The sequence below is a fragment of the Leucobacter aridicollis genome, assembly GCF_013409595.1.
Classification (GTDB): Bacteria; Actinomycetota; Actinomycetes; order Actinomycetales; family Microbacteriaceae; genus Leucobacter; species Leucobacter aridicollis.
In genome coordinates, this window is the sequence record NZ_JACCBD010000001.1 from 2,440,624 (window position 1) to 2,466,495 (window position 25,872).

At 69.0% G+C, this 25,872-nt stretch carries 21 protein-coding genes and 1 tRNA gene; 12 read left to right on the plus strand and 10 right to left on the minus strand.

The window, feature by feature from the left end:
* Positions 1-8: 8 nt before the first annotated feature.
* From BJ960_RS11355 to BJ960_RS11375, 5 genes are all read right to left on the minus strand, one after another.
* A complete protein-coding gene (locus BJ960_RS11355; RefSeq protein ID WP_185987360.1) occupies positions 9-812 on the minus strand; it encodes a substrate-binding periplasmic protein in 804 nt (267 codons plus the stop codon).
* A gap of 222 nt (positions 813-1,034) precedes the next feature.
* Positions 1,035-2,042 carry a homoserine dehydrogenase gene (locus BJ960_RS11360; protein ID WP_185987361.1) on the minus strand — a complete coding sequence of 336 codons (1,008 nt, stop codon included), beginning with the start codon at positions 2,040-2,042 and terminating at the stop codon, positions 1,035-1,037.
* A gap of 14 nt (positions 2,043-2,056) precedes the next feature.
* On the minus strand, positions 2,057-3,034 hold the full coding sequence (locus tag BJ960_RS11365) for a ribose-phosphate diphosphokinase (protein WP_185987362.1): 978 nt from the start codon (positions 3,032-3,034) through the stop codon (positions 2,057-2,059).
* A gap of 28 nt (positions 3,035-3,062) precedes the next feature.
* The gene (gene glmU / locus BJ960_RS11370) at positions 3,063-4,532 is read right to left on the minus strand and encodes a bifunctional UDP-N-acetylglucosamine diphosphorylase/glucosamine-1-phosphate N-acetyltransferase GlmU (protein ID WP_185987363.1); all 1,470 of its coding nucleotides are present in this window, start codon (positions 4,530-4,532) and stop codon (positions 3,063-3,065) included.
* A gap of 95 nt (positions 4,533-4,627) precedes the next feature.
* Positions 4,628-4,699, minus strand: a tRNA-Gln gene (locus BJ960_RS11375).
* A gap of 128 nt (positions 4,700-4,827) precedes the next feature.
* On the opposite strand from BJ960_RS11375, the gene BJ960_RS11380 reads away from it, so the two are divergent.
* Positions 4,828-5,376, plus strand: coding sequence for a MarR family winged helix-turn-helix transcriptional regulator (locus BJ960_RS11380; protein WP_185987364.1), 549 nt, complete (start codon positions 4,828-4,830; stop codon positions 5,374-5,376).
* Between the two features lie 47 nt (positions 5,377-5,423).
* Here the strand turns inward: BJ960_RS11380 and BJ960_RS11385 are convergent, their stop codons facing one another.
* The 3 genes from BJ960_RS11385 to BJ960_RS11395 all read right to left on the minus strand — a co-directional run bounded on the left by BJ960_RS11385 (position 5,424) and on the right by BJ960_RS11395 (position 9,764).
* Positions 5,424-7,124 (minus strand): amidase, encoded by a 1,701-nt coding sequence (locus BJ960_RS11385; RefSeq protein ID WP_185987365.1) that lies wholly within the window; start codon positions 7,122-7,124, stop codon positions 5,424-5,426.
* A 63-nt stretch (positions 7,125-7,187) separates the two neighbouring features.
* Positions 7,188-8,354 carry an acyl-CoA dehydrogenase family protein gene (locus BJ960_RS11390; RefSeq protein WP_121073173.1) on the minus strand — a complete coding sequence of 389 codons (1,167 nt, stop codon included), beginning with the start codon at positions 8,352-8,354 and terminating at the stop codon, positions 7,188-7,190.
* A 153-nt stretch (positions 8,355-8,507) separates the two neighbouring features.
* Positions 8,508-9,764 (minus strand): hypothetical protein, encoded by a 1,257-nt coding sequence (locus tag BJ960_RS11395; RefSeq protein ID WP_185987366.1) that lies wholly within the window; start codon positions 9,762-9,764, stop codon positions 8,508-8,510.
* A gap of 289 nt (positions 9,765-10,053) precedes the next feature.
* Between BJ960_RS11395 and BJ960_RS11400 the strand changes: the two genes are divergently transcribed.
* From BJ960_RS11400 to BJ960_RS11430, 7 genes are all read left to right on the plus strand, one after another.
* On the plus strand, positions 10,054-10,143 hold the full coding sequence (locus BJ960_RS11400; RefSeq protein WP_121073177.1) for a potassium-transporting ATPase subunit F: 90 nt from the start codon (positions 10,054-10,056) through the stop codon (positions 10,141-10,143).
* Entirely contained in the window at positions 10,143-11,816 is a 1,674-nt protein-coding gene (kdpA, locus tag BJ960_RS11405; protein ID WP_185987367.1) for a potassium-transporting ATPase subunit KdpA, read from the plus strand. The genes BJ960_RS11400 and kdpA overlap by 1 nt, the downstream gene beginning before the upstream one ends.
* 4 nt (positions 11,817-11,820) lie before the next feature.
* Positions 11,821-13,953, plus strand: a complete 2,133-nt coding sequence (kdpB, locus tag BJ960_RS11410; protein WP_185987368.1) for a potassium-transporting ATPase subunit KdpB — start codon at positions 11,821-11,823, stop codon at positions 13,951-13,953.
* Between the two features lie 24 nt (positions 13,954-13,977).
* Complete coding sequence (gene kdpC / locus BJ960_RS11415; RefSeq protein WP_185987369.1) at positions 13,978-14,592, plus strand: potassium-transporting ATPase subunit KdpC; 615 nt, start codon at positions 13,978-13,980, stop codon at positions 14,590-14,592.
* Between the two features lie 2 nt (positions 14,593-14,594).
* A complete protein-coding gene (locus BJ960_RS11420; RefSeq protein ID WP_185987370.1) occupies positions 14,595-17,150 on the plus strand; it encodes a DUF4118 domain-containing protein in 2,556 nt (851 codons plus the stop codon).
* Positions 17,147-17,851 carry a response regulator gene (locus tag BJ960_RS11425; protein ID WP_185987371.1) on the plus strand — a complete coding sequence of 235 codons (705 nt, stop codon included), beginning with the start codon at positions 17,147-17,149 and terminating at the stop codon, positions 17,849-17,851. The genes BJ960_RS11420 and BJ960_RS11425 overlap by 4 nt, the downstream gene beginning before the upstream one ends.
* Before the next feature lie 214 nt (positions 17,852-18,065).
* Complete coding sequence (locus tag BJ960_RS11430) at positions 18,066-20,057, plus strand: fibronectin type III domain-containing protein (protein WP_185987372.1); 1,992 nt, start codon at positions 18,066-18,068, stop codon at positions 20,055-20,057.
* A gap of 74 nt (positions 20,058-20,131) precedes the next feature.
* Here BJ960_RS11430 and hemQ read toward each other — a convergent pair whose 3' ends face one another.
* Together hemQ and BJ960_RS11440 are read right to left on the minus strand one after the other, a co-directional pair.
* Positions 20,132-20,860 (minus strand): hydrogen peroxide-dependent heme synthase, encoded by a 729-nt coding sequence (gene hemQ / locus BJ960_RS11435; RefSeq protein ID WP_307814598.1) that lies wholly within the window; start codon positions 20,858-20,860, stop codon positions 20,132-20,134.
* A gap of 16 nt (positions 20,861-20,876) precedes the next feature.
* The gene (locus tag BJ960_RS11440) at positions 20,877-21,989 is read right to left on the minus strand and encodes a ferrochelatase (RefSeq protein ID WP_185987373.1); all 1,113 of its coding nucleotides are present in this window, start codon (positions 21,987-21,989) and stop codon (positions 20,877-20,879) included.
* A 126-nt stretch (positions 21,990-22,115) separates the two neighbouring features.
* Between BJ960_RS11440 and BJ960_RS11445 the strand changes: the two genes are divergently transcribed.
* The 4 genes from BJ960_RS11445 (at position 22,116) to BJ960_RS11460 (ending at position 25,814) form a co-directional block, all read left to right on the plus strand.
* Positions 22,116-23,126 carry a FecCD family ABC transporter permease gene (locus BJ960_RS11445; RefSeq protein WP_202229132.1) on the plus strand — a complete coding sequence of 337 codons (1,011 nt, stop codon included), beginning with the start codon at positions 22,116-22,118 and terminating at the stop codon, positions 23,124-23,126.
* Positions 23,123-23,896 carry an ABC transporter ATP-binding protein gene (locus tag BJ960_RS11450; protein ID WP_185987374.1) on the plus strand — a complete coding sequence of 258 codons (774 nt, stop codon included), beginning with the start codon at positions 23,123-23,125 and terminating at the stop codon, positions 23,894-23,896. Before BJ960_RS11445 ends, BJ960_RS11450 begins: the two co-directional genes overlap by 4 nt.
* Positions 23,897-23,932: 36 nt before the next feature.
* A complete protein-coding gene (locus BJ960_RS11455; protein ID WP_185987375.1) occupies positions 23,933-24,955 on the plus strand; it encodes an ABC transporter substrate-binding protein in 1,023 nt (340 codons plus the stop codon).
* A gap of 61 nt (positions 24,956-25,016) precedes the next feature.
* Positions 25,017-25,814: a FadR/GntR family transcriptional regulator gene (locus BJ960_RS11460; RefSeq protein ID WP_121073198.1), complete on the plus strand. Its 798-nt coding sequence runs from the start codon at positions 25,017-25,019 to the stop codon at positions 25,812-25,814.
* Positions 25,815-25,872 lie beyond the last annotated feature (58 nt).

Genomic DNA, 25,872 nt, shown 5'->3' on the forward strand with positions numbered 1-25,872 from the left:
CGCGTTCGTTACTCCGCGATGTTGTCTTCGCCGAGGCCGTACTTCTGCAAGATCTCGAGGTACTTCGGCGAGGCCTTGAGGTTCGCAAGCGCACCGTTGAGTTCCTCGCGCATTGCGTCGCTGTCGGCGTCCTGCCGGAAGGCGGCTGCGATGGTGCCCGGGAAGTAGGGCTCATACGGCGACACGAGCTTCACCTTGTCGTTCGGGTTCTGCACGAGGCTCCACGCCACGACCGCCTGGTCGGTGAAGCCAGCGTCGACCTGCCCGTTGGCGATCGCCTGGATGAGGTTCGCCTGGGAGTCGTACTGCTTGATGTGCGCCTCATCCGTAAGCTCCTGGGCGATCTCAAGGTGCGTGGTCCCTGTCATGACTCCGACAGTCTTTCCCTTCGCGTCGTCGCGCGACGTGAAGGTCGAGTCTGCGGGCACGAGCATCCCCTCGCCCTGGTAATACCAGGTATCGGAGAATGCGAGCGTTTCCTTGCGCGAGTCGGTGACGTACAAGCCATCGGCGATGAAGTCAGCCTTCTTTGACAGCACGGTCTGAGGCATCGTCGCAAAGTCAGTCACGACCACTTCGATCTTCCAGTTGAGCTCCTCCGCCATCGCGCCCAGCATCTCGCCGTCAATACCGGTGAGTTCGCCAGTCGACTCGTCTACAAACGAGAACGGAGCGTCGTTCGAGGTGACGATCTTCACAGTGCGCTCTGCGTCGCCGTCCTGCGATTCCGGAGCCGCCGAGCTGCAGGCACTCAGTGCAAGCGCGCTCACCGCGAGAGCGGCAATGAGAGAAAACTTCTTCTTCATAGTCATGGGTGTGACTCTTCCTTATTCCAGGCCTGTGAGACTGCAGCGTTGCTGCCTCCGATTACTCAGTCTTCGGAATCTCGGAGTATTGCACAAGAACTGTGGAATCTATATTCCACATAGCTCTTCACTATAGCTCCGGATGGGCGCACCGAGTCTCCGCTCGACAGCGCACAGCAGCACCTGCCCCCACGGCCACGAAGCGCGCGGCATCGCGTGCGCGGGGCGCTAGAGTCCCGCCAGGAGGTGCTCGACGTCTTTGAGCACCGCGGCGACCGTCGCCTCCGGTGTGGACGCGCCACCGACGAGCGTGTACTCGCCAAAGCCCTCGGCGGTCACCATGAGCGCCTTGGTGCTTCCCCGTGCCGCAGCGTAGGGGTGCCCCGGACCATACGCGCGCACTTCAACGCTCGCCTCATACCCGGCGGCCGTGCGATCGAGCACGCCGACGAGTGCCGCCTTGGCTCCCGCCTCGCGCCAGGCCAGCACCTGCTCGTCGGTGACGGAGCGCACGCTCTCGCGTCTGATGCCGTCAAGCGGAAGCCACACACCGAGGGCCATCCCAGCGATAACGACGAGTTTCGCAGCAGTGTCTCGGCCGTCGAGGTCGAATGCTGGGTCCGGCTCCGCGATCCCCCGCGCCGTTGCTTCGGCGATCGCGGCGTCGAGCGTCGATCCTGATCTGACGACCTCGTCGAGCACGAACGAGCTCGTTCCGGTGAGCGCCGCCTCTACCCGGGTGATCACGGCCCCCGCGAGGTTCGTGCGCAGAAAGTCGACGGCAGGCAGCGCGGCCGAGCTCGCGCCGCTCGCGTGCACGCGGCTGCCACTGTCGCGCGCCGCCGCGAGCAGCCGCTCACCCTGCAACGCGAGCGCGCTCTTGGAGACCATGATCGCGTGCACGCCGCGCAGCGTCGCCCACTCGAGATGGTCGAGCCCGGGCCCGCCGGTCTCGTAGTCGTTGGGCCCGGCATCGATCACGACGTCAGGATCGGCTCGGTCGAGCAGCGCGGTTCCGACCATCCCGGGCTCCCACGTGCCGCGGTCGGCAAGGTCGGCCACAGTGAGCCCGCCCTCGCGCACGATCCCCGATGCGCTGCCGCAGGCTCCAACAAGCCGGACGTCGACGCCGAAGCGCTGAGAAAACCGAACGCGCCGTTCGAGCAGCGCCACCGCGACGCGAGAACCAATCCCGCCCATCCCGGTCAGCGCCACCCGCACGACGCGCATGGCCATTGAGGTGCGCCTGACTAGGCGGCGCCCTCGAACATCGAGGTCACGGAGCCATCCTCGAACACCTCGTGAATTGCCTTCGCGAGCAGCGGGGCGATCGAGAGCACCGTGAGCTTCTCGAACCGCTTCTCCTCGGCGACGGGGAGCGTGTCCGTGACGACGACCTGGTCGATGAAGTCCTGCGACAGGTACTCGGCAGCCTTGCCCGAGAAGATCGCGTGGGTCGCTGCGATCGTGACGCCGCGGGCACCAGCCTGCTTGAGCGCCTCCGCAGCCTTGGAGATCGTCCCGCCCGTGTCGATCATGTCGTCAACCATGAGGCACCAGCGGTCCTTCACGTCACCGACGATGCCGTGCACCGACGCCTGGTTCGCGACCGACGGGTCGCGGCGCTTGTGAATGATCGCGAGCGGTGCGCCGAGGCGGTCGCTCCAGACGTCGGCGACGCGAACGCGGCCCATGTCGGGCGAGACGACGGTGAGGTCGTCGCGGTTCAGGTTCTTCTCGAAGTGCTCGAGCAGCACGGGCATCGCAAACAGGTGGTCGAGCGGGCCATCGAAGAAGCCCTGGATCTGCGGCGCGTGCAGGTCGACCGACATGATGCGGTCGGCGCCTGCCGTTTTGAAGAGGTCAGCGATGAGGCGCGCCGAGATCGGCTCGCGACCGCGGCCCTTCTTGTCCTGGCGCGAGTACGGGTAGAACGGTGCGACGACGGTGATGCGCTTCGCCGACGCACGCTTCAACGCGTCAACCATGATGAGCTGCTCCATGAGCCACTCGTTGATCGGATCGGTGTGCGACTGGATCACAAACGCATCGGAACCGCGGACGCTCTCGTCGAACCGAGCGTAGAGCTCGCCGTTCGCGAAGGTTCGGGCATCGGTGGGAACGAGTTCAGCGCCGAGTTCAGCGGCAACTTGTTCGGCGAGCTCGGGGTACGCTCGGCCGGTAATGAGAACGAGCTTCTTCTGCCCGGTCATCTCGATTTTGCTCATCAGTGCTTTCCCACTTGCCCTTCAGTGATTACTTTGTATGAGATGTGTCGTTGAGTGAGTCTGTGGCGGCGTCGGGGCTCGCGGCCCGCTCGGCAGCGGCAGCGGAACTCGTTCCGGGGCGGTTCGCAGCGACCCAGCCCTCCAGGTTTCGCTGAGGGGCGACAGTCATCGCGAGCGCGCCAGCGGGCACAGGCTTGCGCACAATCGTTCCCGCCGCGGTGTACGTTCCGTCTTCAATGGTAACCGGTGCGATGAGCACGTTTTTCGACCCGATCCGAACGGCGTCTCCGACGACCGTCTGGTGCTTGTTCACGCCGTCGTAATTCGCGACGATCGTGCCCGCGCCGATGTTCGAGCCGGTACCGATGGTGACGTCGCCGACGTAGCTCAGGTGTGGCACCTTCGAGCCCTCGCCGATCTGCGCGTTCTTCGCTTCGACGAACGCGCCGATCTTGCCGCCCTCGCCGAGCTCGGTGCCGGGGCGGATGAACGCGAACGGTCCAACCTCCGCGCCGGCGTGGATCGCGGCGAGCGTCGCTTCGGACCGGCGAATGCGCGCGCCCTCGCCAACCTCGCAGTCGGTGAGCGTCGTGTCTGGGCCGATGATCGCGCCCGTCGCGATCGAGGTCGCGCCGTGCAGGAAGGTGCCAGGCAGGATCTCGACATCGGCCTCAATGGAGACGTCAGCGTCGATCCACGTCGTCGCCGGGTCCATGATGGTGACGCCGGCCCGCTGGTGCGCGCGGATGATGCGGGCGTTCAGCTCGCGTCCCGCATCGGCGAGCTGCGCCCGGTCGTTGACGCCTGCGACGACCCACGGATCGTTCGTTGCGACGGCTTCGACGCCGCCGCCCTTCGCGAGAATGCGGGCTGCCGCGTCGGTGAGGTACTTCTCGCCCTGCGCGTTGTTGGTGTCGATCTCGCCGAGTGCCTGCACCAGCGCGCGGTGGGTGAAGACGTAGATGCCGCCGTTGATCTCGCCGATCTTGCGCTGCTCATCCGTCGCGTCCTTCTCCTCGACGATGCCGGTCATGCCGCCATTCTCGTCGCGGAGGATACGGCCGAGGCCCGTCGGATTGTCAAGCAGCGCCGACAGCAGCGTCATGTCGCGGTTGCCGGCGAAGTGGCCGTCGAGCAGGTTGAGCACGGACGGCCCGTCAACGAGCGGGGCGTCGCCCGACAGCACAACGACGGAGCCGTCGAAGTCCGCGGGGAGTGCGGCGAGCGCAAGCTCGACCGCGCGGCCGGTGCCGGGGACCTCGTCTTGGTCGACGATGATCGTGTCGGGCGCGTGGTTCAGGATCGCCTCGGCAACGCGCTCGCGCTCGTGCCGAACGACGGCGACGATCTGCTGCGGCGAGACTGCCGCCGCGGTGTCGAGGACGTGCTCGATAAGCGAGCGTCCGCCGATGCGATGCAGCACCTTCGGAAGCGTCGACTTCATCCGGGTGCCCTGGCCAGCGGCCAGAATGACGACAGCGAGAGAACGTTCTGTCATGTCGGGTGTCCCTTTCTCGTTCGCGAGCGCGTGAGCACTGCGCGGAACTGCGCCGAAACCGGCGCGCGGCGGTGAGTTCGCCTCAGCCGCCACCGCTCCGCCCCTAGGATTCGAACCTAGACTTAACAGCTCCAAAGGCTGTCGTGCTGCCATTACACCAAGGCGGATCGCGCCGAAACCGGCACGGATATAGTCTGCCAGACGTCGCGACCACTTTCGCACCTCTCGGGCAGAACGGGGCAAACTGCGGCGGGTTCACGGGGAAAAATGTGTGCCAACCCGCGATAATGAGCAGATGGAAGACCGCACGCCAGACTCGACCGACGAGGTTGACGGGATCATCGCGTCGTGGAGCGCAGCGCGCCCCGACCTCGATTTCGCGCCACTCACCGTGTTCTCCAGGCTCTCGCGCATCGCGAAGCATCTGGATCGCGCGAGGTCACACGCGTTCGAGCGCTCCGGTCTCGCTTCGTGGGAGTTCGACGTACTCGCAGTGCTGCGCCGCGGCGGAGCCCCGTACCGGCAGAGCCCCAAGGTGCTCGTGCAGCAGACCATGGTGTCGAGCGGCACGATGACGAATCGGATTGACAGGCTCGTCGAGCGCGAGCTTGTGCGCCGCCTGACTGACCCGAACGACGGCCGGGGCGTGCTCGTCGAGATGACGCCGCTCGGCCAGACCCTCGTTGACGCGGCGATGACGCGCCTCACCGATTCAGAGGAGCGCCTGCTCGGCGCCATGAGCCGGCCCGAGCGTGAACGCCTCGCCGTGCTGCTGCGCAAGCTTGCTCGCAGCGTCGACCGCTACGAACCAGTCTCCGAAGCAACCGACGAGCCGGTCGTCTAGGCGCCGGCGCGGGGCGCGGGGCTCCGGGCGGACGCCCGCCGGCCATCTCAGAGCGCCGGCGTCGACTCCGGGGCGACCCGCAGCGAACCGGCTCCCCCGCCGGCCTCGAAGATCGCGCCGACGCGCAGCAGTTCGGGGTCAGTGTATGCGGCGCCGGCGAAGGTCAGCCCGACGGGCATCCCGATGTCTGACATCAGCCCCATCGCGACCGTGACCGTCGGAATGCCGAGGTGGCGCAGCGCGTAGTTGCCGTTCGAGAAGAACACGCCGTTCGACCACGCGTGATCGGCGGCGTCCTGGTCGCGCTCGGCCGATTCGCGCGCGACATCGGCGTTCGCGGGAAAGACGACGCCGTCAAACCCCTCGGCACGCAGCCACGACTCGAACAGCTCTTCGCGCAGCCGCACGAGCGCGCGCAGACCGTCGGCGAAGTCCGGCCGCTCCCGCGGGTCCGGGATTCCGGCCTTCGCGAACGCGACGACCGCACGATAGCGGTTCTCGTAGTCTTCGACTTCCTCGTAGCGGTCGGGCAGCGTGCCTGGCGGCTGCGGGAAGATCGTGTCGGGGTCGACGTCAGCGAGCGTCGGGATCGCGGGGTCGCCGTTCGCTCGGAGGAAGTCGTCCCAGCCGTAGGCGAGGAAGTGGTTGAACTCGGTGTCCATCCAGCCCTCGGGCAGCACGCCGAGCGCACCGACGTTCTCTTGGCCCGGCCGGTCGCCCTCGTAGCGTTCGATGAGCGGGAACCCGGTCTCGACGACCTCGGCGCCGAGGGCCTCCAGCCGGGCTCGCGCCTCCTCCCACAGGGCGAGCACGGACGGTCGCACGGCGATCGGGAACTGAGGATCGTGGCCGAGGTACATCCGCGGCACCGCGAACCGCTTGCCCGCGAGCGGCTGGGCTGACGCTGCCTCCGCGGCCGAAGGGTCGCCAGCGAGCGCAAGGTACGACGGGGGCCGGTGCGCGCTCGGAGCGGGAACCGGGACAGCGCTCTGCGCACGCCAGAAGTCGCCACGCGTGATCTCGTCGTCCTGCACGAGCACGTCGAGCAGCCTGAGCATGTCCGGCATCGACCTGGTGTGCGGCACAACGACGTCGCGCGCCGGGAAGAGCGGCCAGTTGCCGCGGATCGACAGCACTCCCCACGACGGCGTGTAGGCGCACAGGCCGTTGTTCGACGCGGGGCTGCGGCCGCTCGAGACCGTCTCCTCGCCCATGCCGAACACTGCGAGGTTGGCGGCGGTCGCGACGGCGGAACCGTTCGACGATCCCGACGCGTAGGCCGCGGCGAGGTAGTCGCGGTTGTACGGCGACTCCGCGCGGCCGTAGACGCCGCGCTGCATGCCGCCGTCGGCCATCGGCGGCATGTTTGTCTTGCCGAGGAGCACCGCCCCGGCCTCGCGAAGCTTCGCGACGGAGAAGGCATCCCACTGCGCCACGAGACGTTCGAACGCTGGCGACCCGGACGCGACGGTGAGGCCGCGCACCATGTACGAGTCCTTCACCGTGAACGGCACGCCCTCGAGGGCGCGCTGCGTGCCCGCGGCCCAGCGCGCGTCGGACTCGGCCGCCTGGGCGAGCGCCTCGGGGTGTGCCACGACGACGGCGTGCAGGCCAGCCTCGCCGGCGTCGTACGCCGCGATGCGTGCGAGATAACTCTCGGTCACGCCTGTCGGCGTGGCCGCCCCTGTTTCGTAGGCCTCGAGCACGTCGGCGATGCTCGCTTCGATGAGATCAAAAGACTCGCGCATGACCCCATGCTAGTGGGGGCATGCGCGAGTCTCGTGCGATGCGACGGCGCAGGGCCGGTGGCGCTACTTTCGGCCGGTCACCGCGCGCGCGACGATCTCGCGCATGACCTCGTTAGTGCCGCCGTAGATCCGGTGGACTCGGGCGTCGAGGAAGGCGCGGGCGATCGGGTACTCGGTGATGTAGCCGTAGCCGCCGTGGAGCTGGACGCCCTGGTCGAGGATCTCCCACTCGCGCTCGGTGCACCAGAACTTCACCTTGGCGGCCTCGTCTGCGGTGAGCTTGCCCTCGATGAAGAGCTTCATCGCGCGGTCGATGTACGCCCACATGACGTCGACGGTCGTCGCCATGTCTGCGAGGCTGAACCGGGAGTTCTGGAAGTCGGCGACGGGCTTGCCGAACGCCTCACGGCTCTTCGTGTAGTCGAGGGTCCACTGGAAGCCGGCCTGCGCGATCGCGGTCGCCGCGACACCGATCGAGAGGCGTTCGAGCGGCAGGTTCTCCATGAGCTGGATGAAGCCGTGACCCTCGGCGCCGCCGATGAGGTTCTCGTCGGGGACGAACACATCGACGAAGCTGAGCTCCGCGGTGTCGTGCCCGTGTGAGCCCATCTTGTGGAGCTTGCGGCCGTGGTCGAAGCCCTCCATGCCGTCCTCGATGATGATGAGGCTGAACGCGTCGGGGCGGTTGCCCTCGCCGGTCTTCACGAACGTCACGACCATGTCGGCGGTCTTGCCGCTCGAGATGAAGGTCTTTGCGCCGTTGACGATGTAGCCGCCCTCGGTCTTCTTCGCGGTCGTCGTGACACCGCGCAGGTCGCTACCGGTGCCGGGCTCGGTCATCGCGAGTGCGCCGAGCACCTCGCACGTCGCCATCTTCGGCAGCCACTTCTGCTTCTGCTCGGGGGTGCCGAAGCGGGCGATGTAGGGCACCGCGAGGTCGTCCTGGATGCCGACAGCGCCCGCAAGCGCGGCTCCGGTGCCCGACAGCGTGAGCTCCTCGAGCACGATAGAACGGAAGCGGTAGTCCTCGAGCATGCCGGCGCCGCCGAACTCCTCGGGAACCGAGAGGCCCACGATGCCGTGCTCAGCGGCGGCGAGCATCGTCGCGCGATCAACCTCGCCCGCCTCTTCCCACTCGTGCATCTTCTCGCTGGTGACGTAGCGCTTGATGAATTCCTTCACCATCTCACGAAAGTCGTCGTGGATCTCTTCGTAAATCTCGCGTTCCATGTGCGTTTCCCTTCGCGTCGTCGCGTTCTCCGGCGCGGTGGCCGGCGGTGGTGAGCGTTGTGTTCGGCGGAGCCGAGCGGGCCCGTCCCACGGTGGGGCGCGCCCGGTCAGGCTTTCGGTACACCCAAGCATGAACGACGCATCGATGCAACGTCAAGAGATTTGTTGCGTTGCTCCAGGTTTTCCGGCTTCCGAGCCCCGCGGCCTGCGCAACAGCTCCACCGCGACGAGCGCCACAACGAGCCACGCCAGCGCAGCCGCGACGCTCCCGAGGGAGATCGGGCGGTTCAGAAACACCGCAAGCACGGTCGCGGCGACGGCGACGCACCAGATCGCCGGCCGCAGCCTGTCGACCCAGGTGCCGACGGGGCCGGGGTCGAGGTGCAGCCTGTCGAGGCCGCCGCGGAGCCGGGCGAAGCCCCGGTTTGCCGCGCCGCGGATCGCGCGAGCCTGCCGCGATTCGCCGAAGAGCCAGGCGGCCAGCGCGATCACACACGAGAGCACGACGAGCGCGACGAGGATCGCGTGGATGTTCACCGTGACCTGCCCGAACAGCGCCTCGGCCGTCGCGACAGGCATGAGGGCGGGGCTCACCATCGCGAGGAAGAACACCTTGCCGGTGCCGATCCCGGCGAGCAGCAGCAGGAACGACGCGGCGAGGCCGATGCCAGCGCCGAACGCCGCCCGGCTCCGGCGCGTGGCGACCGCGATGCCGCCGACGAGCAGCGCGAGCACGAGCCACGGCAGCCAGGTGCCGACCGCCGTCGCGAGCGAGTAGGCGGTGCGCACCTGGGTGAGCGAATCGGAGGTGAGGAGCGGGACCGACCTGTCGACCTCCGGGATGAGCGTCGCGAGGTCGACGCCCTGCGCGACGAGCAGCGTCTTTGCCTCGGCGATGATGGTGCCGAGCTCGATGGAGACGGTGCCGTCGCCGGAGAGCTGCACGGCGCTGTTGGGATCCCCTTGAATGACGGCGATTGCGCGCGCGTGCGTCTGGCGCAGCGCGACCTCCCAGATCTGCGCGAACTGCGGGGAGGCGACCATGCCGTCGACGGTGGTGCGCAGGATGGACTGGATCCCGTGCACCGCGGGCCCCTCGAGCAGCCCGAACGCCGCGGTCGCCTGCGGCGGCAGGTCGAGGGCGTTCAGCCCGCTCACCGCGTCGTGCACGACGGCCTCGATGTCGAGGCTGCCCTCGATCGCGATGGCGACCTCGTCGGCGATGTACAACTGCACCGCGGGTGTGTCGGCGAGGGGGGCGAGGCCCGAGACGAAGCGATCGGTGTCGATGAGCTCCGCACGCACCCAGGTGCTCACGACCGCGGCGGGCGCGAGCAGCGCGGCAAGCAGGATCAGGATCACGGCGAACACCGAGCGGGTGCGAGCCGATTGCACGCGAGCAGTACTCATAGCTGGAGGTTAGCGCACGGATAGTTCGCGCTCACTCCCCCGGTTATCGCGCAGGGCGTTCGGTTCTCGTTAGGGATCGCGGAGCGGCCGTATGGATTCCGTTAGGACGCGAGATTTCGCCCGCTGGCGGGTATTCAATCAGAGCATGCGCCACTGCGGCGCACCGCCCCGGCACCGGCCAGGGCGTCACTCTCTTGAACGGAGTCATCGTGCTCGATGTGGTCTACGCGGTCGGCGTGATCGCCCTCTTCGCGCTCATCGGCCTGCTCGCGAAGGCGGTGGAGAAGCTGTGATCGTCTTCGACATCGTCGCCGCGGCCCTGGCACTCGCGGCCCTCGCCTACCTCGCCGTCTCTCTCACCCGACCGGAGAAGTTCTGATGAGCACCCTTTCCGCCCTGATGGCGCTCGTCACGGTTGCCGCCCTGATCACCATCATCTATCGCCCGCTCGGCGACTACATGGCGTGGGTCTACACGTCGACGAAGCACTGGCGCGTCGAACGCGGCATCTACCGCGTGATCGGCATCGATGAGGGGGCCGAGCAGACGTGGCGGGCGTACCTGCGCGGCGTGCTCGCGTTCTCCGCCGTCGGTCTGCTGCTCGTGTACGGGTTGCAACGGCTGCAGCAGTTGCTGCCGTACTCCCTCGGCCTTGGCGCCCCGAGCGCCCCGCTCTCGTTCAACACGGCGGCCTCGTTCGTCGGCAACACGAACTGGCAGTCGTACTCGCCGGAGGCGACCGTCGGCTACACCGTGCAGCTCGCGGGTCTCGCCGTGCAGAACTTCACCTCGGCGGCCGTCGGCATTGCCGTCGCCGTTGCGCTCGTGCGTGGCTTCGCCTACCGAAAGTCGGGCACGATCGGCAACTTCTGGGTCGATCTCGTGCGCGGCATTGTGCGCCTGCTGCTGCCGCTCGCCGCGGTCAGCGCAATCGTGCTGCTCGCGGGCGGTGTCATCCAGAACTTCAACGGCTTCACCGATGTGACGACCGTTGCGGGAGCCACGCAGACGATCCCTGGCGGGCCGACGGCCTCGCAGGAGGCGATCAAGCTGCTCGGCACGAACGGCGGCGGCTTCTTCAACGCGAACTCCTCGCACCCGTTCGAGAACCCGACGCCCTGGACCAACATCTTCCAGGTGCTGCTCATGCTCGCAATCCCATTCTCGCTGCCCCGCACGTTCGGCCGGATGGTCGGCGACAACCGGCAGGGCTACGCGATCCTCTCGGTGATGGGGCTGCTCTATGTCGCGTCATTCACGGCGCTCACGCTCGTCGAGCTCGCGGGCCGCGGGACGGCGCCCGAGCTCGCCGGGGCCGCGCTCGAGGGCAAGGAGCAGCGCTTCGGCATCGTCGGCTCGACGCTCTTCGCGACGACGAGCACGGGCACCTCCACCGGCGCGGTGAATTCGATGCACGACTCGTACACCGCGCTCGGCGGGTTCTTCCCGATGTTCAACATGATGCTCGGCGAGGTGTCGCCAGGCGGGGTCGGGTCGGGGCTCTACGCCCTGCTCATGCTCGCCGTAATCGCGGTGTTCATCGCTGGCCTCCTCATCGGCCGGACGCCCGAGTACCTCGGCAAGAAGATCGGGCCCCGCGAGATCAAGCTCGCCGCGCTCTACATTCTGGTGATGCCCACCCTCGTGCTCGCCGGAACGGCCTTGAGCTTCGCGCTGCCCGGCGTGCGCGACAGCGTCACGGGAGAGTCGATTGCGAACCCCGGCGTGCACGGCATGTCAGAGGTGCTGTACGCGTTCACGTCGGCGGCGAACAACAACGGCTCGGCGTTCGCCGGGCTCACCGCAGATACCCCGTGGCTGAACACCGCGCTCGGCGTCACGATCCTGCTCGGCCGCTTCGTGCCGATCATGCTCGTGCTCGCCCTCGCCGGGTCGCTCGCGCGACAGGACATCGTCCCCGCGACCTCCGGCACGCTCCCCACCCACCGTCCGCTGTTCGTCGGGCTCCTTGCCGCGGTCACGATCCTGCTCTCCGCGCTCGCCTTCCTTCCCGTTCTCGCGCTAGGCCCCCTAGCTGAAGGGCTCATGTAACACCATGTCTTCGCACACAAGCCCCGCCCAGAGCGGGTTCTCGCTCGCCGTACTCGTCGCGGCCCTGCCCGGCGCGCTGCGCAAACTCGACCCGCGCGAGCAGTGGCGCAACCCCGTCATGTTCATCGTGTGGGTCGGCGCCGCGCTCACCACCGCGCTCGCGATCGCCGAACCGTTCCTCGGCGGCCCGGCACCGTCGGGCGGCAGCGCGGTGCCCGGTTCGTTCACCTGGGCCATCGCCGCGTGGCTCTGGGCGACAGTACTCTTCGCGAACGTCGCCGAGTCGGTCGCCGAGGGGCGCGGCAAGGCGCAGGCGGACTCGCTCCGGAAGACGCGCACGACGACGGTCGCGCACCGCGTCGACGGATACGACGAGGCCGGCGACCCCGCAGCGACAGGCGCGACCCTCGCGTCGCTGCCCTCGGCAGAGCTGCGCGTCGGTGACGTCGTGGTCGTCGAACAGGGCGAGCTCATCCCCGGCGACGGCGACATCGTCTGGGGCATCGCCTCGGTCGACGAGTCCGCAATCACGGGCGAGTCGGCGCCGGTCGTGCGCGAGTCCGGCGGCGACCGCTCGGCCGTGACGGGCGGCACCCGGGTGCTGAGCGACAGGATCGTCGTGCGCATCACGTCGCGCCCGGGCGACACGTTCGTTGACCGGATGATCGCCCTCGTCGAGGGCGCCGCCAGGCAGAAGACGCCGAACGAGGTCGCGCTCAACATCCTGCTCGCAAGCCTCTCGATCGTCTTCGTGGTCGTCGCGCTCACACTGAACCCGATCGCGTCGTACGCGGCGGCCCCCGTCAGCCTGACCGTGCTCACCGCGCTGCTCGTCTGCCTCATCCCGACCACCATCGGGGCGCTGCTCAGCGCCGTCGGCATCGCCGGCATGGACCGCCTGGTCCAGCGCAACGTGCTCGCGACCTCGGGTCGCGCGGTCGAGGCCGCGGGAGACGTGACCACGCTGCTGCTCGACAAGACGGGCACGATCACGTACGGCAACCGCCGCGCGAGCGCCTTCATCCCGCTACTCGGCATCACCGAGAGCGAGCTCGTCACGGCGGCAGCGCTCTCGTCGCTCGCCGACCCGACGCCGGAGGGCGCCTCGATCGTCGAGCTCGCGGGCGGGCTTGGCGCGCAGTTCGACAGGAATACCCAGGGCGAGATCGTCCCGTTCACCGCGCAGACCAGGATGTCGGGGCTGAACCTCCCCGACGGCACCGAAATCCGAAAGGGCGCGGGCTCCGCGGTCATCGCGTGGCTCGAGGCGGGCGGCGCACCGCTGCCCCCGCAGCGCTCGGCAGAGCTCCAGCAGCGCGTCGCCGAGGTCTCTGAGACCGGCGGCACCCCACTCGTCGTCGCGATGCGCGCGGGCAGCGGAGCGGCCGCGGGCGAGCGCCGACTGCTCGGCGTCGTCCACCTGAAAGACGTCGTGAAGGAGGGCCTCCCAGAGAAGTTCACGGAGCTCCGGGCGATGGGGATCCGCACCGTCATGATCACCGGCGACAACGCGCTCACCGCAGCCGCAATCTCCCGCGAAGCCGGCGTCGACGACTTCCTCGCCGAGGCGACGCCGGAAGACAAGCTCGCGTACATCCGCAGGGAGCAGGAGGGCGGCAACCTCGTCGCGATGACCGGCGACGGCACGAACGATGCGCCCGCGCTCGCGCAGGCCGACGTCGGTGTCGCGATGAACTCGGGCACGTCGGCGGCGAAGGAGGCGGGAAACATGGTCGACCTCGACTCGGACCCGTCGAAGCTCATCGAGATCGTGCGCATCGGCAAGCAGCTGCTCATCACCCGCGGCGCGCTCACGACGTTCTCGATCGCAAACGACATCGCGAAGTACTTCGCGATCATCCCCGCCATGTTCATGGGCGTCTTCCCCGGGCTCGCGGCGCTGAACATCATGGGCCTCCACTCGGCGGCCTCGGCGGTGCTCTCCGCGATCATCTTCAACGCCCTCGTGATCATCGCGCTCATCCCGCTCGCCCTGCGCGGCGTGAAGTATCGCCCGGGCGGCGCCGCCCAGATCCTCGGCCGCAACCTCGCCGTCTACGGCCTCGGCGGTGTTGTCGCCCCGTTCCTCGGCATCTGGCTCATCGACCAGCTGGTCCGGCTCATCCCCGGGTTCTAGCGCACCACGAAAGAAGCACACATCATGAACGCTGCACGTCGCACGTCACGCCGAACCGTCTGGGCCGCAGTGCGGGCCATGGCGCTCTTCACGATCCTGCTCGGCGTCGCCTACCCGCTCGCCGTGACGGGGATCGGCCAGCTCGCGCTGCCCGCTCAGGCGAACGGTTCCCTCGTGAGCGACTCCGCGGGTTCGCCAGTCGGCTCCGCGCTCATCGGCCAGCAGTTCTTCACCGCCGCGGGCGATCCTGACCCCGCGTTCTTCCAGCCCCGTCCCTCGGCGGCGGGCGATGGCTACGACGGCGCCGCGTCGTCGGGGTCGAACCTCGGCCCCAAGAACCCCGACCTCGTCGCCGCGATCGGCGAGCGCAAGGCGCAGGTCGCCGACTTCAACGGTGTGCCCGAGACCGAGGTGCCAGCCGACGCCGTCACGGCGTCGTCCTCGGGCCTCGACCCGCACATCAGCCCGGCCTACGCCGCGATCCAAGTGCAGCGGGTCGCCGAAGCCAGGGGCATCGACACCGCCACGGTCGCACAGCTCGTCGAAGCGCACACCGCAGGGCCAGACCTGGGGTACCTGGGCGAGAGTAGGGTGAACGTACTCGAACTCAATCTGGCGCTCGAGCAGTTGCGGGGGTGAGCATGGCGAAGCGGGGCAGGCTGCGGGTGTTCCTCGGCGCGGCGCCGGGCGTGGGGAAGACGTTTTCCATGCTCGAGGAGGGGCGCAGGCTCCACAGTGATGGCCGCGATGTGGTTGTCGCGATCGTCGAGTCGCACGGGCGCGCGGCAACGGCGGCGCTCGCAGACGGGCTGCCTACCCTGCCCCGCGCGCACGTGAGCCACCGGGGCGTCGAGCTCGAAGAGATGGACCTTGCGGCCGTCCTCGCTCGGCGCCCCGAGCTCGCGCTCGTCGACGAGCTCGCACACACGAACGTGCCTGGGTCAGCGAACGAGAAGCGGTGGCAAGACGTCGCGGCGCTGCTCGCCGCCGGCATCGACGTAATCTCGACGCTCAACGTGCAGCACATCGAGTCGCTCAACGACGTGGTAGAGCAGATCACCGGAGTGCCCCAGCAGGAGACCGTGCCGGACAGTTTTCTCCGCGGGGCCGACGAGCTCGAACTCGTCGATCTCGCCCCGCAGTCGCTGCGCGACAGGCTCGCTGACGGCTACGTGTACCCCGCGGAGCGGATCGACGCGGCGCTCTCGCACTACTTCAGGCTCGGCAACCTCACCGCGCTCCGCGAGCTCGCGCTCGTGTGGCTCGCTGACGAGGTCGACCAGGCGCTGCGCGGCTATCGAGCGGCGCACGGGATCGACGGGACGTGGGAGGCGCGCGAGCGCGTCGTTGTCGCGCTGACGGGCGGGCCCGAAGGCGACACCCTCCTGCGTCGCGGTGCCAGGATCGCTGCGCGGTCGTCGGGCGGCGAGCTGCTCGCCGTGCACGTGACGAGCCAGGACGGCCTCCGCAGCGCAGCGCCCGACGTGCTCGCGAGCCAGCGCGCGCTCGTCGAGAAGCTCAACGGGAGCTACCACCAGGTCGTGGGCGAGGACGTGCCGACGGCGCTCGTCGAATTCGCGCGGTCGGTGAACGCGACCCAGCTTGTGCTCGGCGCGAGCCGGCGCGGGAGGTTCGCGGCCGCGCTCACCGGTCCGGGGATCGGGGCGACCGTCGTGCGCGAGTCGGGCGAGATCGACGTCCACATGGTGAACCACGCTGCCGCCGCGCGCAGGTTCGCGCTGCCGCCGCTGACCGGCGCGCTCACCGCCAAGCGTCGCATCCTCGGCTTCGTCGTGGCGCTCCTTGGCGGCCCGATCCTGACCTCCCTCCTGCTGCTCGTTCGCACGCCGGACTCGATCACCTCCGACGTGCTGAGCTACCAGCTCCTCACCGTGATCGTCGCGCTCGTCGGCGGGATCTGGCCCGCCCTGTTCGCGGCGGTGTTCTCGGGTCTCACCCTCGACTTCTTCTTCATCGAACCGATCTTCACGGTGCACATTCACGAGCCCCTGCACCTCCTCGCCCTCGGCCTCTACGTCGTCATCGCGAGCCTCGTGAGCTACATCGTGGACCGCGCAGCCAGGCACACTCGGGCGGCCCGGCGGCTCGCGGCCGAGTCCGAGCTCATCCAGACGATCGCGGGCAGCGTGCTCCGCGGCGACGACGCAGCCCAGGCCCTCGCCGACCGCACCCGCGAGGCGTTCCAGCTCGATGGCGTACGCGTTGTGCACGAGGGCACCGGACGGGTCGTCGCGGCGTCGGGCACCACCGCTGACACCGGCGGGCTCACCCGGGCGGCGCTCGGCGAGGACGCCTGGCTCGAGCTGTATGGCCAGCCGCTCGCCGCGGGAGAGCAGCGCCTGCTCTCCGTCGTTGTCGCGCAGCTCTCGGCGGCGCTCGCGCACCAGGAACTCGAGGAGACCGCACGCGAAATCGGGCCGATCGCCGCGTCCGACCGCGTCCGCGGAGCGCTCCTCACGGCCCTCAGCCACGATCTTCGTCGGCCGCTCGCGGCCGCGACGGCCGCCGTCGGCGGGCTCCGGGCGGCCGGCGGAGCGCTCACGGCCGACGACCGCGCGGAACTGCTCGATACCGCGGAGGAAAGCCTCGGCGCCCTCGGGACCCTGCTGACCGACCTGCTCGACGTGAGCAGGCTGCAAGGCGGCGTGCTCAGTATCGCGAACGTGCCGACGGACCCGGCCGAGGCGATCGCCCCGGCGCTCGACGAACTCGGGCTCGGCCCGGGCGACGTGCGGCTCGCCCTCGGGCACGACGAGGCGCGCGCGAACGCCGATCCGGTCCTCCTGCAGCGCGTGATCGTCAACCTCCTCGCGAACGCGCTGCGGCACTCCCCCGAGGGCACGCCCGTCACCGTCACGACCAGCGTGTTCGCGGAGACGCTCGAGCTGCGCATCATCGACCACGGGCCCGGCGTCCCCATCGACAGGCAGGAAGACATCTTCGTGCCGTTCCAACGCATCGGGGACACCGACAACGACACCGGTCTCGGCCTCGGCCTCGCCCTGTCGCGGGGGTTTATCGAGGCGATGCACGGTACGCTCACCCCAGAGGACACCCCCGGAGGAGGCCTGACGATGGTGATTGCGCTGGCGATGCCCCACCCCGACGAGGTGCCAGCGCGCGCTGACGACGCGGCAGAGCGCACTGACGGCGTGCCCGGGAGTGATGCCGCGTGAGGATCCTGATCGCCGACGACGACCAGCAGATCCTGCGCGCGCTGCGAATCACGCTCACGGCGCAGGGCCACGACGTCGCCACCGCGTCCGACGGCGCGGAGGCGATCTCGGCGGCGATCGCGCGCGAGCCAGACCTCGTGATCCTGGATCTTGGGATGCCGAAGCTCGACGGCATCGAGGTCATCCACGCGCTCCGCGGGTGGTCTCGCGCGCCGATCCTCGTCGTCTCGGGCCGGGCGGGCGCCGCCGACAAGATCGAGGCGCTCGACGCCGGCGCCGACGACTACGTCACGAAGCCGTTCGCGGTCGGCGAGCTCCTCGCGCGGATCCGGGCGCTCACGCGGCGCGCGCCCCAGGAGGAGGCGGCGCCCGTCGCGGTGCTCGGCGACGTGACGATTGACCTCGCCGCCCACAGCGCCGTCAGGCAGGAACCCGCCGGGCCGAAGCAGATCCGGTTCACGCCGACCGAGTGGCAGGTGATCGAGATCCTCATCCGCAACGCCGGCAAGCTCGTGACCCGGCAGACGCTGCTGACCAGTATCTGGGGCACCGAGCACGCCGAAGACTCCGGCTATCTCCGGCTGTACGTGTCGCAGTTACGCAAGAAGATCGAGCGGGATCCCGCGCACCCGACCTACATTCTCACCGAGCCAGGCATGGGGTACCGACTCGCGCACCTCGCCGGTGATCGCCTTCCCTGAGGCTGCCGATCATACTGCTCAGAAGCCGAAAACCTGGGCGCCGGTTTTAGGCATTCCACTACTCAAAACTACTTCTCACAGGCACCGATTTGCCCTGCCTAGACTCACTGCGTACCTCATCGGGCCGACCGAGTTTTACCCTTCTTTTGCATCGTGTCGCGGTGCCCGCGCCGGACCCTGTCTGACGTGAACGTCGATCATCGAAGGATTTCGTATGACACATTCCATCCGGTTTGGGGGGCTCGTCGCTGCGGCGCTCGCCGCCTCAACGCTCACGATCGCACCCGGTGCGGCGCAGGCGGTGCAGGACCCGCTTCCCAACGGCAAGGCCGAGGGTAGCGGGGAGTACGGGCTCATCGGCGACAGCCTCGAGACCGTTCCGAACATCTACGGCGTCGCGATCGACGACGCTGGCAGCATCTGGTACGCGGTGACCGACGGCGCCGCGCGTGGCATCACCGAGTACCGGCCAGGCACCCTCGACCCGAACGCCGGCGACTACCTCGGCAACGGCGAGTACGCGGACGGGACGGGCTACCTCGGCGCCGGATGGGAAGACCCCGTCCGGTACACGCACCGCGACTCCACCCGCGAGAACCCCGCAGGGGGCACGCAGCCGTGGGCGGAGCCCCGCGGTGTCGAGCCGCTCGCCGGCGGCGGCCTCGCAGTCTCTGACACGAACGGCAACGTGTCGACGCCTGTCGGCACGGTCCTGTTCTACGACGCTGACCACGCGATCACTGGCAACGCCGGCGTCGGCGGTGACCAGGGCTGCACCCAGCTCGCCCAGGGCGAGCTCGCCTGGGGCCCCTACTTTGCGGTCCTCGGCGACAAGCTCTACGCGCCTTACGAGGGCTGCAACGTCGTCAGCGTCTTCTCGGTGCCCGACGGCGAACCGCTCCACCGGCTCACCGGCGAGGGCCAGACGGCCGGAGCATCGCCGAACCCGGCCGTGACCAACGGCCCGGGCGGGCTGAGCGACGTCTACGGGGTGTCCTCGGACGGCGCCTCGCTCTACACGAGCGATCTCGGTTACAACCGGGCCCCCGGCGCAGGACTGGTGCAGCGCTGGACACTCACCGACGACGGGACCGACTGGCAGCTCGACCGCACGTTCGCGAACGACGGCGCCCTGAGCTTCCCGGGCGTCATGATGTACAACACCGTTGTCGGCCCGGCGAACGACCTCTACGCCATCCCGCAGAGCGGCCCGGTGCAGCGGTTCACGAACACCGGCGAGTATCTCGCGGACGTGCAGGTTCGCGACGTCCCGTACACCTCAGCGCGCGATCTCGCGGTGACCGACGAGGGCTGGATCGTGATGACGGCGAAGGGCGAGCACAGCCTCCGAATCATTGCGGAGAGCCCCTCGCCAGTGACCGGCCTGACCGGCGAGACGGGCCCGACAGCGGGCAGCGTTGAGCTCTCCTGGGACGCCGTCGAAACCTCGTACGGGCAAGCACCCGTGCTCGACTACGTCGTCGAACGCTCCGCTGACGGCGGGGCGACCTGGGAGGCGGTTGAGCGAGACATCAGCCTCGACACCACCGCAACGATCGCTGGGCTCGCACCCGGCGCGTACGACTTCCGCGTCACCGCGTACAGCGAGGCTGGCCGTGGCGATGCCGCGAGCGTCGACGCTGTCGTCGCAGCAGATGCGGCACCCGAGGTTGCCACGGCCCTCGCCGGGACCGCCCCCGAGGTGACCGAGCTCAACGCCGAGGTCACGTGGGAGGCGACAGTCACGAACCCGGGCAATACGCCGCTCGACAACGTCACGGCAGTGTTCGAGGCGGGCTCGGACGGCACTGCGGAGACCGTCGAGATCGGCGCGCTCGGAGTGGGCGCTTCACAGCAGGTCTCGGTCGCCGCGCCGCTCACCGAGGCGCAGCTCGAAGACCTCACCGCGGCGAACGCCGTGGCTGTCACCGGGTCGGCCCCCGATGGCACCGAGGTCACCGCGTCGGCGACGGCTGAGGTTACACTCGCCGAGGTGAAGGACCCGGGAACGACGGGCCCGGGCACTGACGAGCCTGGCCCCACCGATCCGGGAACCTCGGACGGCGGCACTGACCCGGCCACGAAGCCCGGCACCGCCCTGGCCCACAGCGGCTCGGGCGCCCCGGTCGCGCTCACGATCGGCGCCATCCTCGTCGCCGCAGGCGCAGCCTGGCTCCTCGCGCGGAAGCGTCACACCGCGGCCTAGGCTGGGCCCGAACGCGAATGGGTCAGACCGCCCCCACGACGGTCTGACCCATTCGCGCGCCAGGCACGAAATCGCTACGCGGCGTCGCCTCCGAGCACGCGCGTGAGCAGTACGTCGGGAGCCACACGCGGGCCGGTGAAGAACGGCGTCTCCTCGATCACGTGGTGCCGCGCCTCGGTCGCACGCAGTTCACGCATGAGATCGACGATGCGAGTGAGGTCGGCAGACTCAAAGGCCAGCAGCCACTCATAGTCCCCGAGGGCGAACGACGCGACGGTGTTCGCGAGCACATCGCCGTAGTCGCGGGCCGCCGCGCCGTGCTCGCGGAGCATCTTCGAGCGCTCCTCGTCGGGCAGCAGGTACCACTCGCGGCTGCGCACGAACGGGTACACGCAGAGGTAGTCCCCCGGGACCTCGCCAGCGAGGAACGCCGGGATGTGCGCCCGGTTGAACTCGGCCGCGCGGTGCACGCCGATGTTCGACCAGACGGGTGCGAGCCTGCCCGAAGCGCCCGCGAGGATCGCGCGGTAGCCGGCCTGCAGCGCCTCGGTCGAGGGCGCGTGCAGCCAGACGAGCACATCGGCGTCGGCCCGGAAGCCCGCGATATCGTACCAGCCGCGCACGGTCAGGCCGTCGATCGAGGCGAGCGCCGCAGTGGTCGAAGCGGCCGCGGTGGCCGGATCTTGAACGGAGGCCGCGGAACGCTCCTCGCGGAACACCGCGAACATCGTGTAGTTCACCGCCTCGTTGATGGACTCGGCAATTGCGCTGTGGTCGATGACAGGGCGAACGGTCTCGGTCACGATCTCTCTCCTTCGGTTAATCCTCGGCCCCAGCGAGCACGGGGATCCCCGTGACCTCGCCGTGGCGCATGCGGCAGCTCCCGGGCGGAGCGACGTCTGGCAGCGCCGGGAACGCCCCGACGGTGACGGGCGTGGCGTCCTCGCCGCGCTCGCGGGCGGCGCGCTCGACGACGAGGTCGACGAGGCCCGACACGAACTTGTCGCGCACCCCGACGGTGTCGGCCCGAACCGCCTGAATACCGTGTTCCTCGGCAGTTTCGAGGGCTTCGGTGTCGAGGTCGAACGCAACCTCCATGTGATCCGAGATGAAGCCGATCGGAGCGATGACGACCTTGCGCACGCCCTGCTTCGCGAGCTCTTCGAGGTGATCGTTAACGTCGGGCTCGAGCCACGGGGTGCGCGGGTCGCCCGAGCGCGAGCAGTACGCGAGCGAGGACTCGAAGGTGGGCGCGACGTCTCCGGTGAGGAACGCGTTGATCGTCGCGAGCACGTCTTCGTGCTGCTCCCGGTAGCCGGGTCCGGTCTCGGCCGACGCGTCCTGCATCGTGTCGGGGATCGAGTGCGTGACGTACACGATGTGGGCGCCGGCGAGGCCTCCGTCGAGGTGTGCTGCGGCCTCCATGATGGCGTCCGCGTTCGCGGTCACGAAGCCGGGATCGTTGAAGAACGGGCGGACGATGTCGATCTCCGGGGCGGCGTCGCCAAGCTCGGCGACCGCGGCGGCGAGGTGTTCGCGGTACTGGCGGCTGCCCGAGTAGGAGGCGTAGGCGCTCGTGACGATCGTGAGCACGCGCTTCGCGCCGAACGCCACCGCGTCGCGCAGGGTGTCGACGGTGTACGGGTGCCAGTTTCGGTTGCCCCACACGACAGGCAGCTCGATGCCGCGACGGCCGAGCTCTGCCTGCAGCGCCCGCAGCAGGTCGAGGTTCTGCTCGTTAATCGGACTCTTTCCATCGAAGTGTCCGTAGTGCTCACCAACCTCGACGAGTCGGTCCTCGGGGATGTTCTTGCCAACGGTGACGTTGCGCAGGAACGGCAGCACGTCGTCGGGGCCGTTGGGGCCGCCAAAGGAGCAGAGGAGCAGGGCATCGTAAGGAGCCGCGAGGGCGGCGGGCGAATTCTCAGTCACGCTCCGTACGCTATTCGACCGAACCTGAACGTCTGATGTGAAAGATCTGACTTATTAGATCTGACCTATGGCTAGAGTGGACCAGGCGCCATTCGACGCCCGTACGCACTCGGCAGCAGGAGATTCGTGAGCCGCACACGACACCCAGTCATGTGGACCGCCATCGTCGGGACACTCGCGCTCGGCGTATCCGCACTGCTCTCCCTCATGCTTGGCATCGTACGCCTCAGCCCTGGCGAGACCCTCACCGCCCTCTTCGCTCCCGGCGACGCCGAGATGCAGGCGGCGACAGTGGTCTGGTCGATCAGGCTCCCCCGCATCGCCGTCGCGGCACTCGTCGGAGCCGCGCTCGCGGTCGTCGGAACGGTCATGCAGGCGATTCTGCGCAATCCCCTCGCCGAGCCCGGCATCACCGGCGTCTCAGCGGGCGCGGCGGTCGGCGCCGTCGCCGGCATCACGCTCGGATTCTCGGGCACCCACCAGTGGGGAGTGCCCGTCGCAGCCTTCGCCGGCGCCGCGATCGTCGCACTGATCCTGCTCGGCGTTCTCCGCAGTCGCCGCGACCTCGGCCCGGGCACCATCATCCTCGTCGGCGTCTCGATCAGCGCGCTCGCGGGCGCCCTCATCAACGTCCTCATCGCGAACGCGACAGACGACTCGCTCGTGCGAAGCGCGATGTTCTGGCTCGCAGGCGACCTTGAGCTGCGAAGCTGGGATCACGTGGGGCTCGCTGTTGGACCGATCCTGATCGGCCTCGCCTACCTCGCGACGCGGGTCCGCGCGCTCGACGCGCTCTCGCTCGGCGAGGAGATCGCCGCGACCTCCGGCGTCAACGTCACCCGGGAGCGCACCGTGCTCCTGCTCGTCGCGGCGCTCGTCACCGGAGCCGCGGTCGCCGTGAGCGGAATCATCAGCTTCGTGGGTCTCGTCGTGCCGCACTTCCTGCGCCTGCTCGTCGGGGCCTCGCACGCGCGGCTCCTGCCACTTGCAGCGCTCGGCGGCGCGCTCTTCCTCATCGCCGCCGACACCGTCGCGCGCACGGCGTTCGGTGCGGTCGTCGTGCAGACCGGTGTCGTCGCGGCACTCGTCGGCGCACCGGTGTTCCTCGCCCTGCTGCTCAGAAAGAGCCGCGCATGATCCCGGCGCCAGACGACCTGCGACCCCTCGAGCTCACCGAGTTTGGGGCGATCCGCGGCAGCGTCGCGCTGAGCGACCCGCTCTCGCTACGACTCGAGCCCGGCACCGTGCTCGGCATCGTCGGCCCGAACGGCGTCGGAAAGTCATCCCTGCTCGCCGCAATCGCGCACTCCGGCGTCGCGAGCTACGGCCGGGCGGCGTTCGGCGATGAGGATCTCGGTGGGCTCCGCGCTAAGCGCCGCGCGCAGGTCGTGTCGCTCATGGCTCAGGATCACGGGGCGCCAGGCGAGCTGCGCGTCAGCGAACTCGTCGGCGTTGGCGCCTGGGCGTCGGGCCGAGCGCACCCCGCAGAAGCTGTGGCGGCCGCCATCGCGCGCGCCGGCGTCTCGCACCTCGCCGACCGCCGCTACGGGACGCTGTCGGGCGGCCAGCGCCAGCTCGCGCAGCTCGCGCGCGTGCTCGCGCAGAACACCCCCATCGTGATCATGGACGAACCGACGAGCGCGCTCGACCTCGCGCACCAACGCGCGGTCGAGCAGATGATGCGCGGCCTCGGGAACCAGGGGCGCATCGTGATCGCCGCAATCCACGACCTCAGCCTCGCGCTCAACGCATGCACCCGGGTGCTCCTCCTCGACCCCGGCGGGGCCTCGCACAGCGGCCCGCCGCAGGACGTGCTCGGGCCCGACAGGGTGTTCGCAGCCTACGGCGTGCGCACCACGATCCACACCACACCGCAGGGCCGCCGCATCCTCGCGGCGGATGACTAGTCGCGGAGCGCCAGGCGCCCCTTGCGAAAGGAAGACATGAAGACCACCCGAACCCTCACCGCGATCGCGGCGATCACGCTCTCGGCACTCGCGCTCAGCGGGTGCGCTGCCGGTGCGCCAGCCGACACGGACGGCGCTCCCCAGTCCGAGCAGGCCGCGCAACCCGCACAGGGATTCCCGCGCACCGTCGAGATCCCGGCAGGCCGTGGGGGCGAGGCGCACAGCCTCACCATCGAGAAGGAGCCGCAGGCGATCGCCGCCCTCGACTACGAAAGCGCCGAGGTGCTCGCGGAGCTCGGGCTCGCCGACCGGCTGGTCCTCATCCCGGAGGCGGTGCTGAATCCCGCGATCGGCGGCCACGTCGAGGAGCTCGCCGAGGTTCCCGCCACGTTCCCGGTCGCCATGAATCTCGACACTGAGACTGTCATCTCGGCGGCGCCGGATCTCGTCGTGATGAGCCCCAGGCACGGTGCCGAGTCATCGATCGGCGCGGTGCTCGAGCAGGCAGGACTGCCGACGCTGCAGCTCCCCGATCCCTGGACTGGCCCGAGCATCCTTGCGAAGAACATCGACCTCATCGGGCAGACGACCGGCACGGAGGACACCGCCGCCGCCCTCGTCACGACGATCGAAGACGGGCTCGCGCAGGGCGCGGCGAAGGTTGCCGGGTCCGACGCGAAGGATGCCCCGCGCGTGCTCGTGCTCACCAACCAGGCCGGCCGGCCGTTCGCGACCGCCGGCGACGCCTTCCCGCTCCACCTCCTCGACCTCGCCGGAGCCGCGAGCGTGTCCGACGAGCTCGGGATGGAGACGACGGGGCCGATCAGCGCCGAGCAGATTGTCGAGGCGAAGCCAGACGGCATCGTGCTGATCGACATGAACGGCACCGGGGATCGCATGTACGCGGAGCTGCTCGCGAACCCAGCCGTCGCAACGGTCCCGGCCGCTGCGGACGACAAGCTCATGCGCGTCACCGGCCGGGAGGTGCAGGCGATGGGCCTCAACTCGACCGTCGGCGGGCTTGAAACGCTCACGGACTGGGTGGCAACGCTCGGCTAACCCGGAAGATACCTGAGCGCGTGCCGCCCCCGATGTGGCGCGCGCTCGATACACTCAGAGCATGTCCTCCACACAGCTCGGTTCGCACAAGGTGCGCGAGGCTCATGAATTCCTCCGTTCGCGCATCAGCACGGGTGAATGGCCAATCGGCCAGCTCATCCCGAAAGAGCCCGAACTTATGGACCTCATTGGCGTGGGCCGCTCCACCGTGCGCGAGGCCGTGCGCTCGCTCACGACACTCGGAATGCTCGAGCCGGTGCCTGGCGTCGGAACGTTCGTCCGCGCGCGCACCCCAGTGAGCTCGCTGCTCACCGAGTTCTTGATCGAGCAGGATCTCGAAGAGGTGCTCATCTACCGCCGCTCGCTCGAGATCGAGGCGGCGCAGACCGCGGCGGTGAAGCGCAGCGACGCGCAGCTCGCAGCGCTGCGCGCAAGCTACGAGCGCAGCCTGGCGTTTGACGAGGCCCCCGAGGGCGCCGCCATGAACCCGGCGAACTGCGAGCGCTGCAACGACATCACCCGCCCCGACTCGTTTCACCGCCTGATTGTCGAGGCCAGCGGCAGCAAGCTGTTGCTCGACCTGTACACGGGCGTAATGACCGTGCTCGGCAGGGCCGTGGCTCGCGGCGTGGTGTTCCTCGGCATCTCGTCCGACACGATGCATCTCGACCACGGTGCGCTGCTCAAGGCGATTGAGGAGCGTGACGTTCGCGACGCTGCGCACACCATGGCGCTGCACGCGGACCGCGATCTCGGGGTGCACGCGGACATGCTCGACCTCAGCCCGAACACCGAGCGCGCAGAGAGCCTCATTGGGGCAGGCTACGATCCGCAGGGCCTCGCCACCGAAACCCCCTAGTCGGCTCCTTGCCGCGGCTTGGGTGGGGCGGTTGCGCCGGCCCTTCTGCCACTCTCTG

Bases quoted from the DNA above. Each gene is read 5' to 3' on its own strand.
- BJ960_RS11395 (WP_185987366.1), bottom strand. From the start codon at position 9,764: ATGAGTACTGCTCGCGTGCAATCGGCTCGCACCCGCTCGGTGTTCGCC.
- BJ960_RS11365 (WP_185987362.1), bottom strand. From the start codon at position 3,034: ATGAGCAAAATCGAGATGACCGGGCAGAAGAAGCTCGTTCTCATTACC.
- BJ960_RS11385 (WP_185987365.1), bottom strand. From the start codon at position 7,124: ATGCGCGAGTCTTTTGATCTCATCGAAGCGAGCATCGCCGACGTGCTC.
- glmU (WP_185987363.1), bottom strand. From the start codon at position 4,532: ATGACAGAACGTTCTCTCGCTGTCGTCATTCTGGCCGCTGGCCAGGGC.
- kdpC (WP_185987369.1), top strand. From the start codon at position 13,978: ATGAACGCTGCACGTCGCACGTCACGCCGAACCGTCTGGGCCGCAGTG.
- BJ960_RS11360 (WP_185987361.1), bottom strand. From the start codon at position 2,042: ATGGCCATGCGCGTCGTGCGGGTGGCGCTGACCGGGATGGGCGGGATT.
- BJ960_RS11430 (WP_185987372.1), top strand. From the start codon at position 18,066: ATGACACATTCCATCCGGTTTGGGGGGCTCGTCGCTGCGGCGCTCGCC.
- BJ960_RS11455 (WP_185987375.1), top strand. From the start codon at position 23,933: ATGAAGACCACCCGAACCCTCACCGCGATCGCGGCGATCACGCTCTCG.
- BJ960_RS11450 (WP_185987374.1), top strand. From the start codon at position 23,123: ATGATCCCGGCGCCAGACGACCTGCGACCCCTCGAGCTCACCGAGTTT.
- kdpB (WP_185987368.1), top strand. From the start codon at position 11,821: ATGTCTTCGCACACAAGCCCCGCCCAGAGCGGGTTCTCGCTCGCCGTA.
- BJ960_RS11380 (WP_185987364.1), top strand. From the start codon at position 4,828: ATGGAAGACCGCACGCCAGACTCGACCGACGAGGTTGACGGGATCATC.
- kdpA (WP_185987367.1), top strand. From the start codon at position 10,143: ATGAGCACCCTTTCCGCCCTGATGGCGCTCGTCACGGTTGCCGCCCTG.
- BJ960_RS11420 (WP_185987370.1), top strand. From the start codon at position 14,595: ATGGCGAAGCGGGGCAGGCTGCGGGTGTTCCTCGGCGCGGCGCCGGGC.
- BJ960_RS11460 (WP_121073198.1), top strand. From the start codon at position 25,017: ATGTCCTCCACACAGCTCGGTTCGCACAAGGTGCGCGAGGCTCATGAA.
- BJ960_RS11390 (WP_121073173.1), bottom strand. From the start codon at position 8,354: ATGGAACGCGAGATTTACGAAGAGATCCACGACGACTTTCGTGAGATG.
- BJ960_RS11355 (WP_185987360.1), bottom strand. From the start codon at position 812: ATGACTATGAAGAAGAAGTTTTCTCTCATTGCCGCTCTCGCGGTGAGC.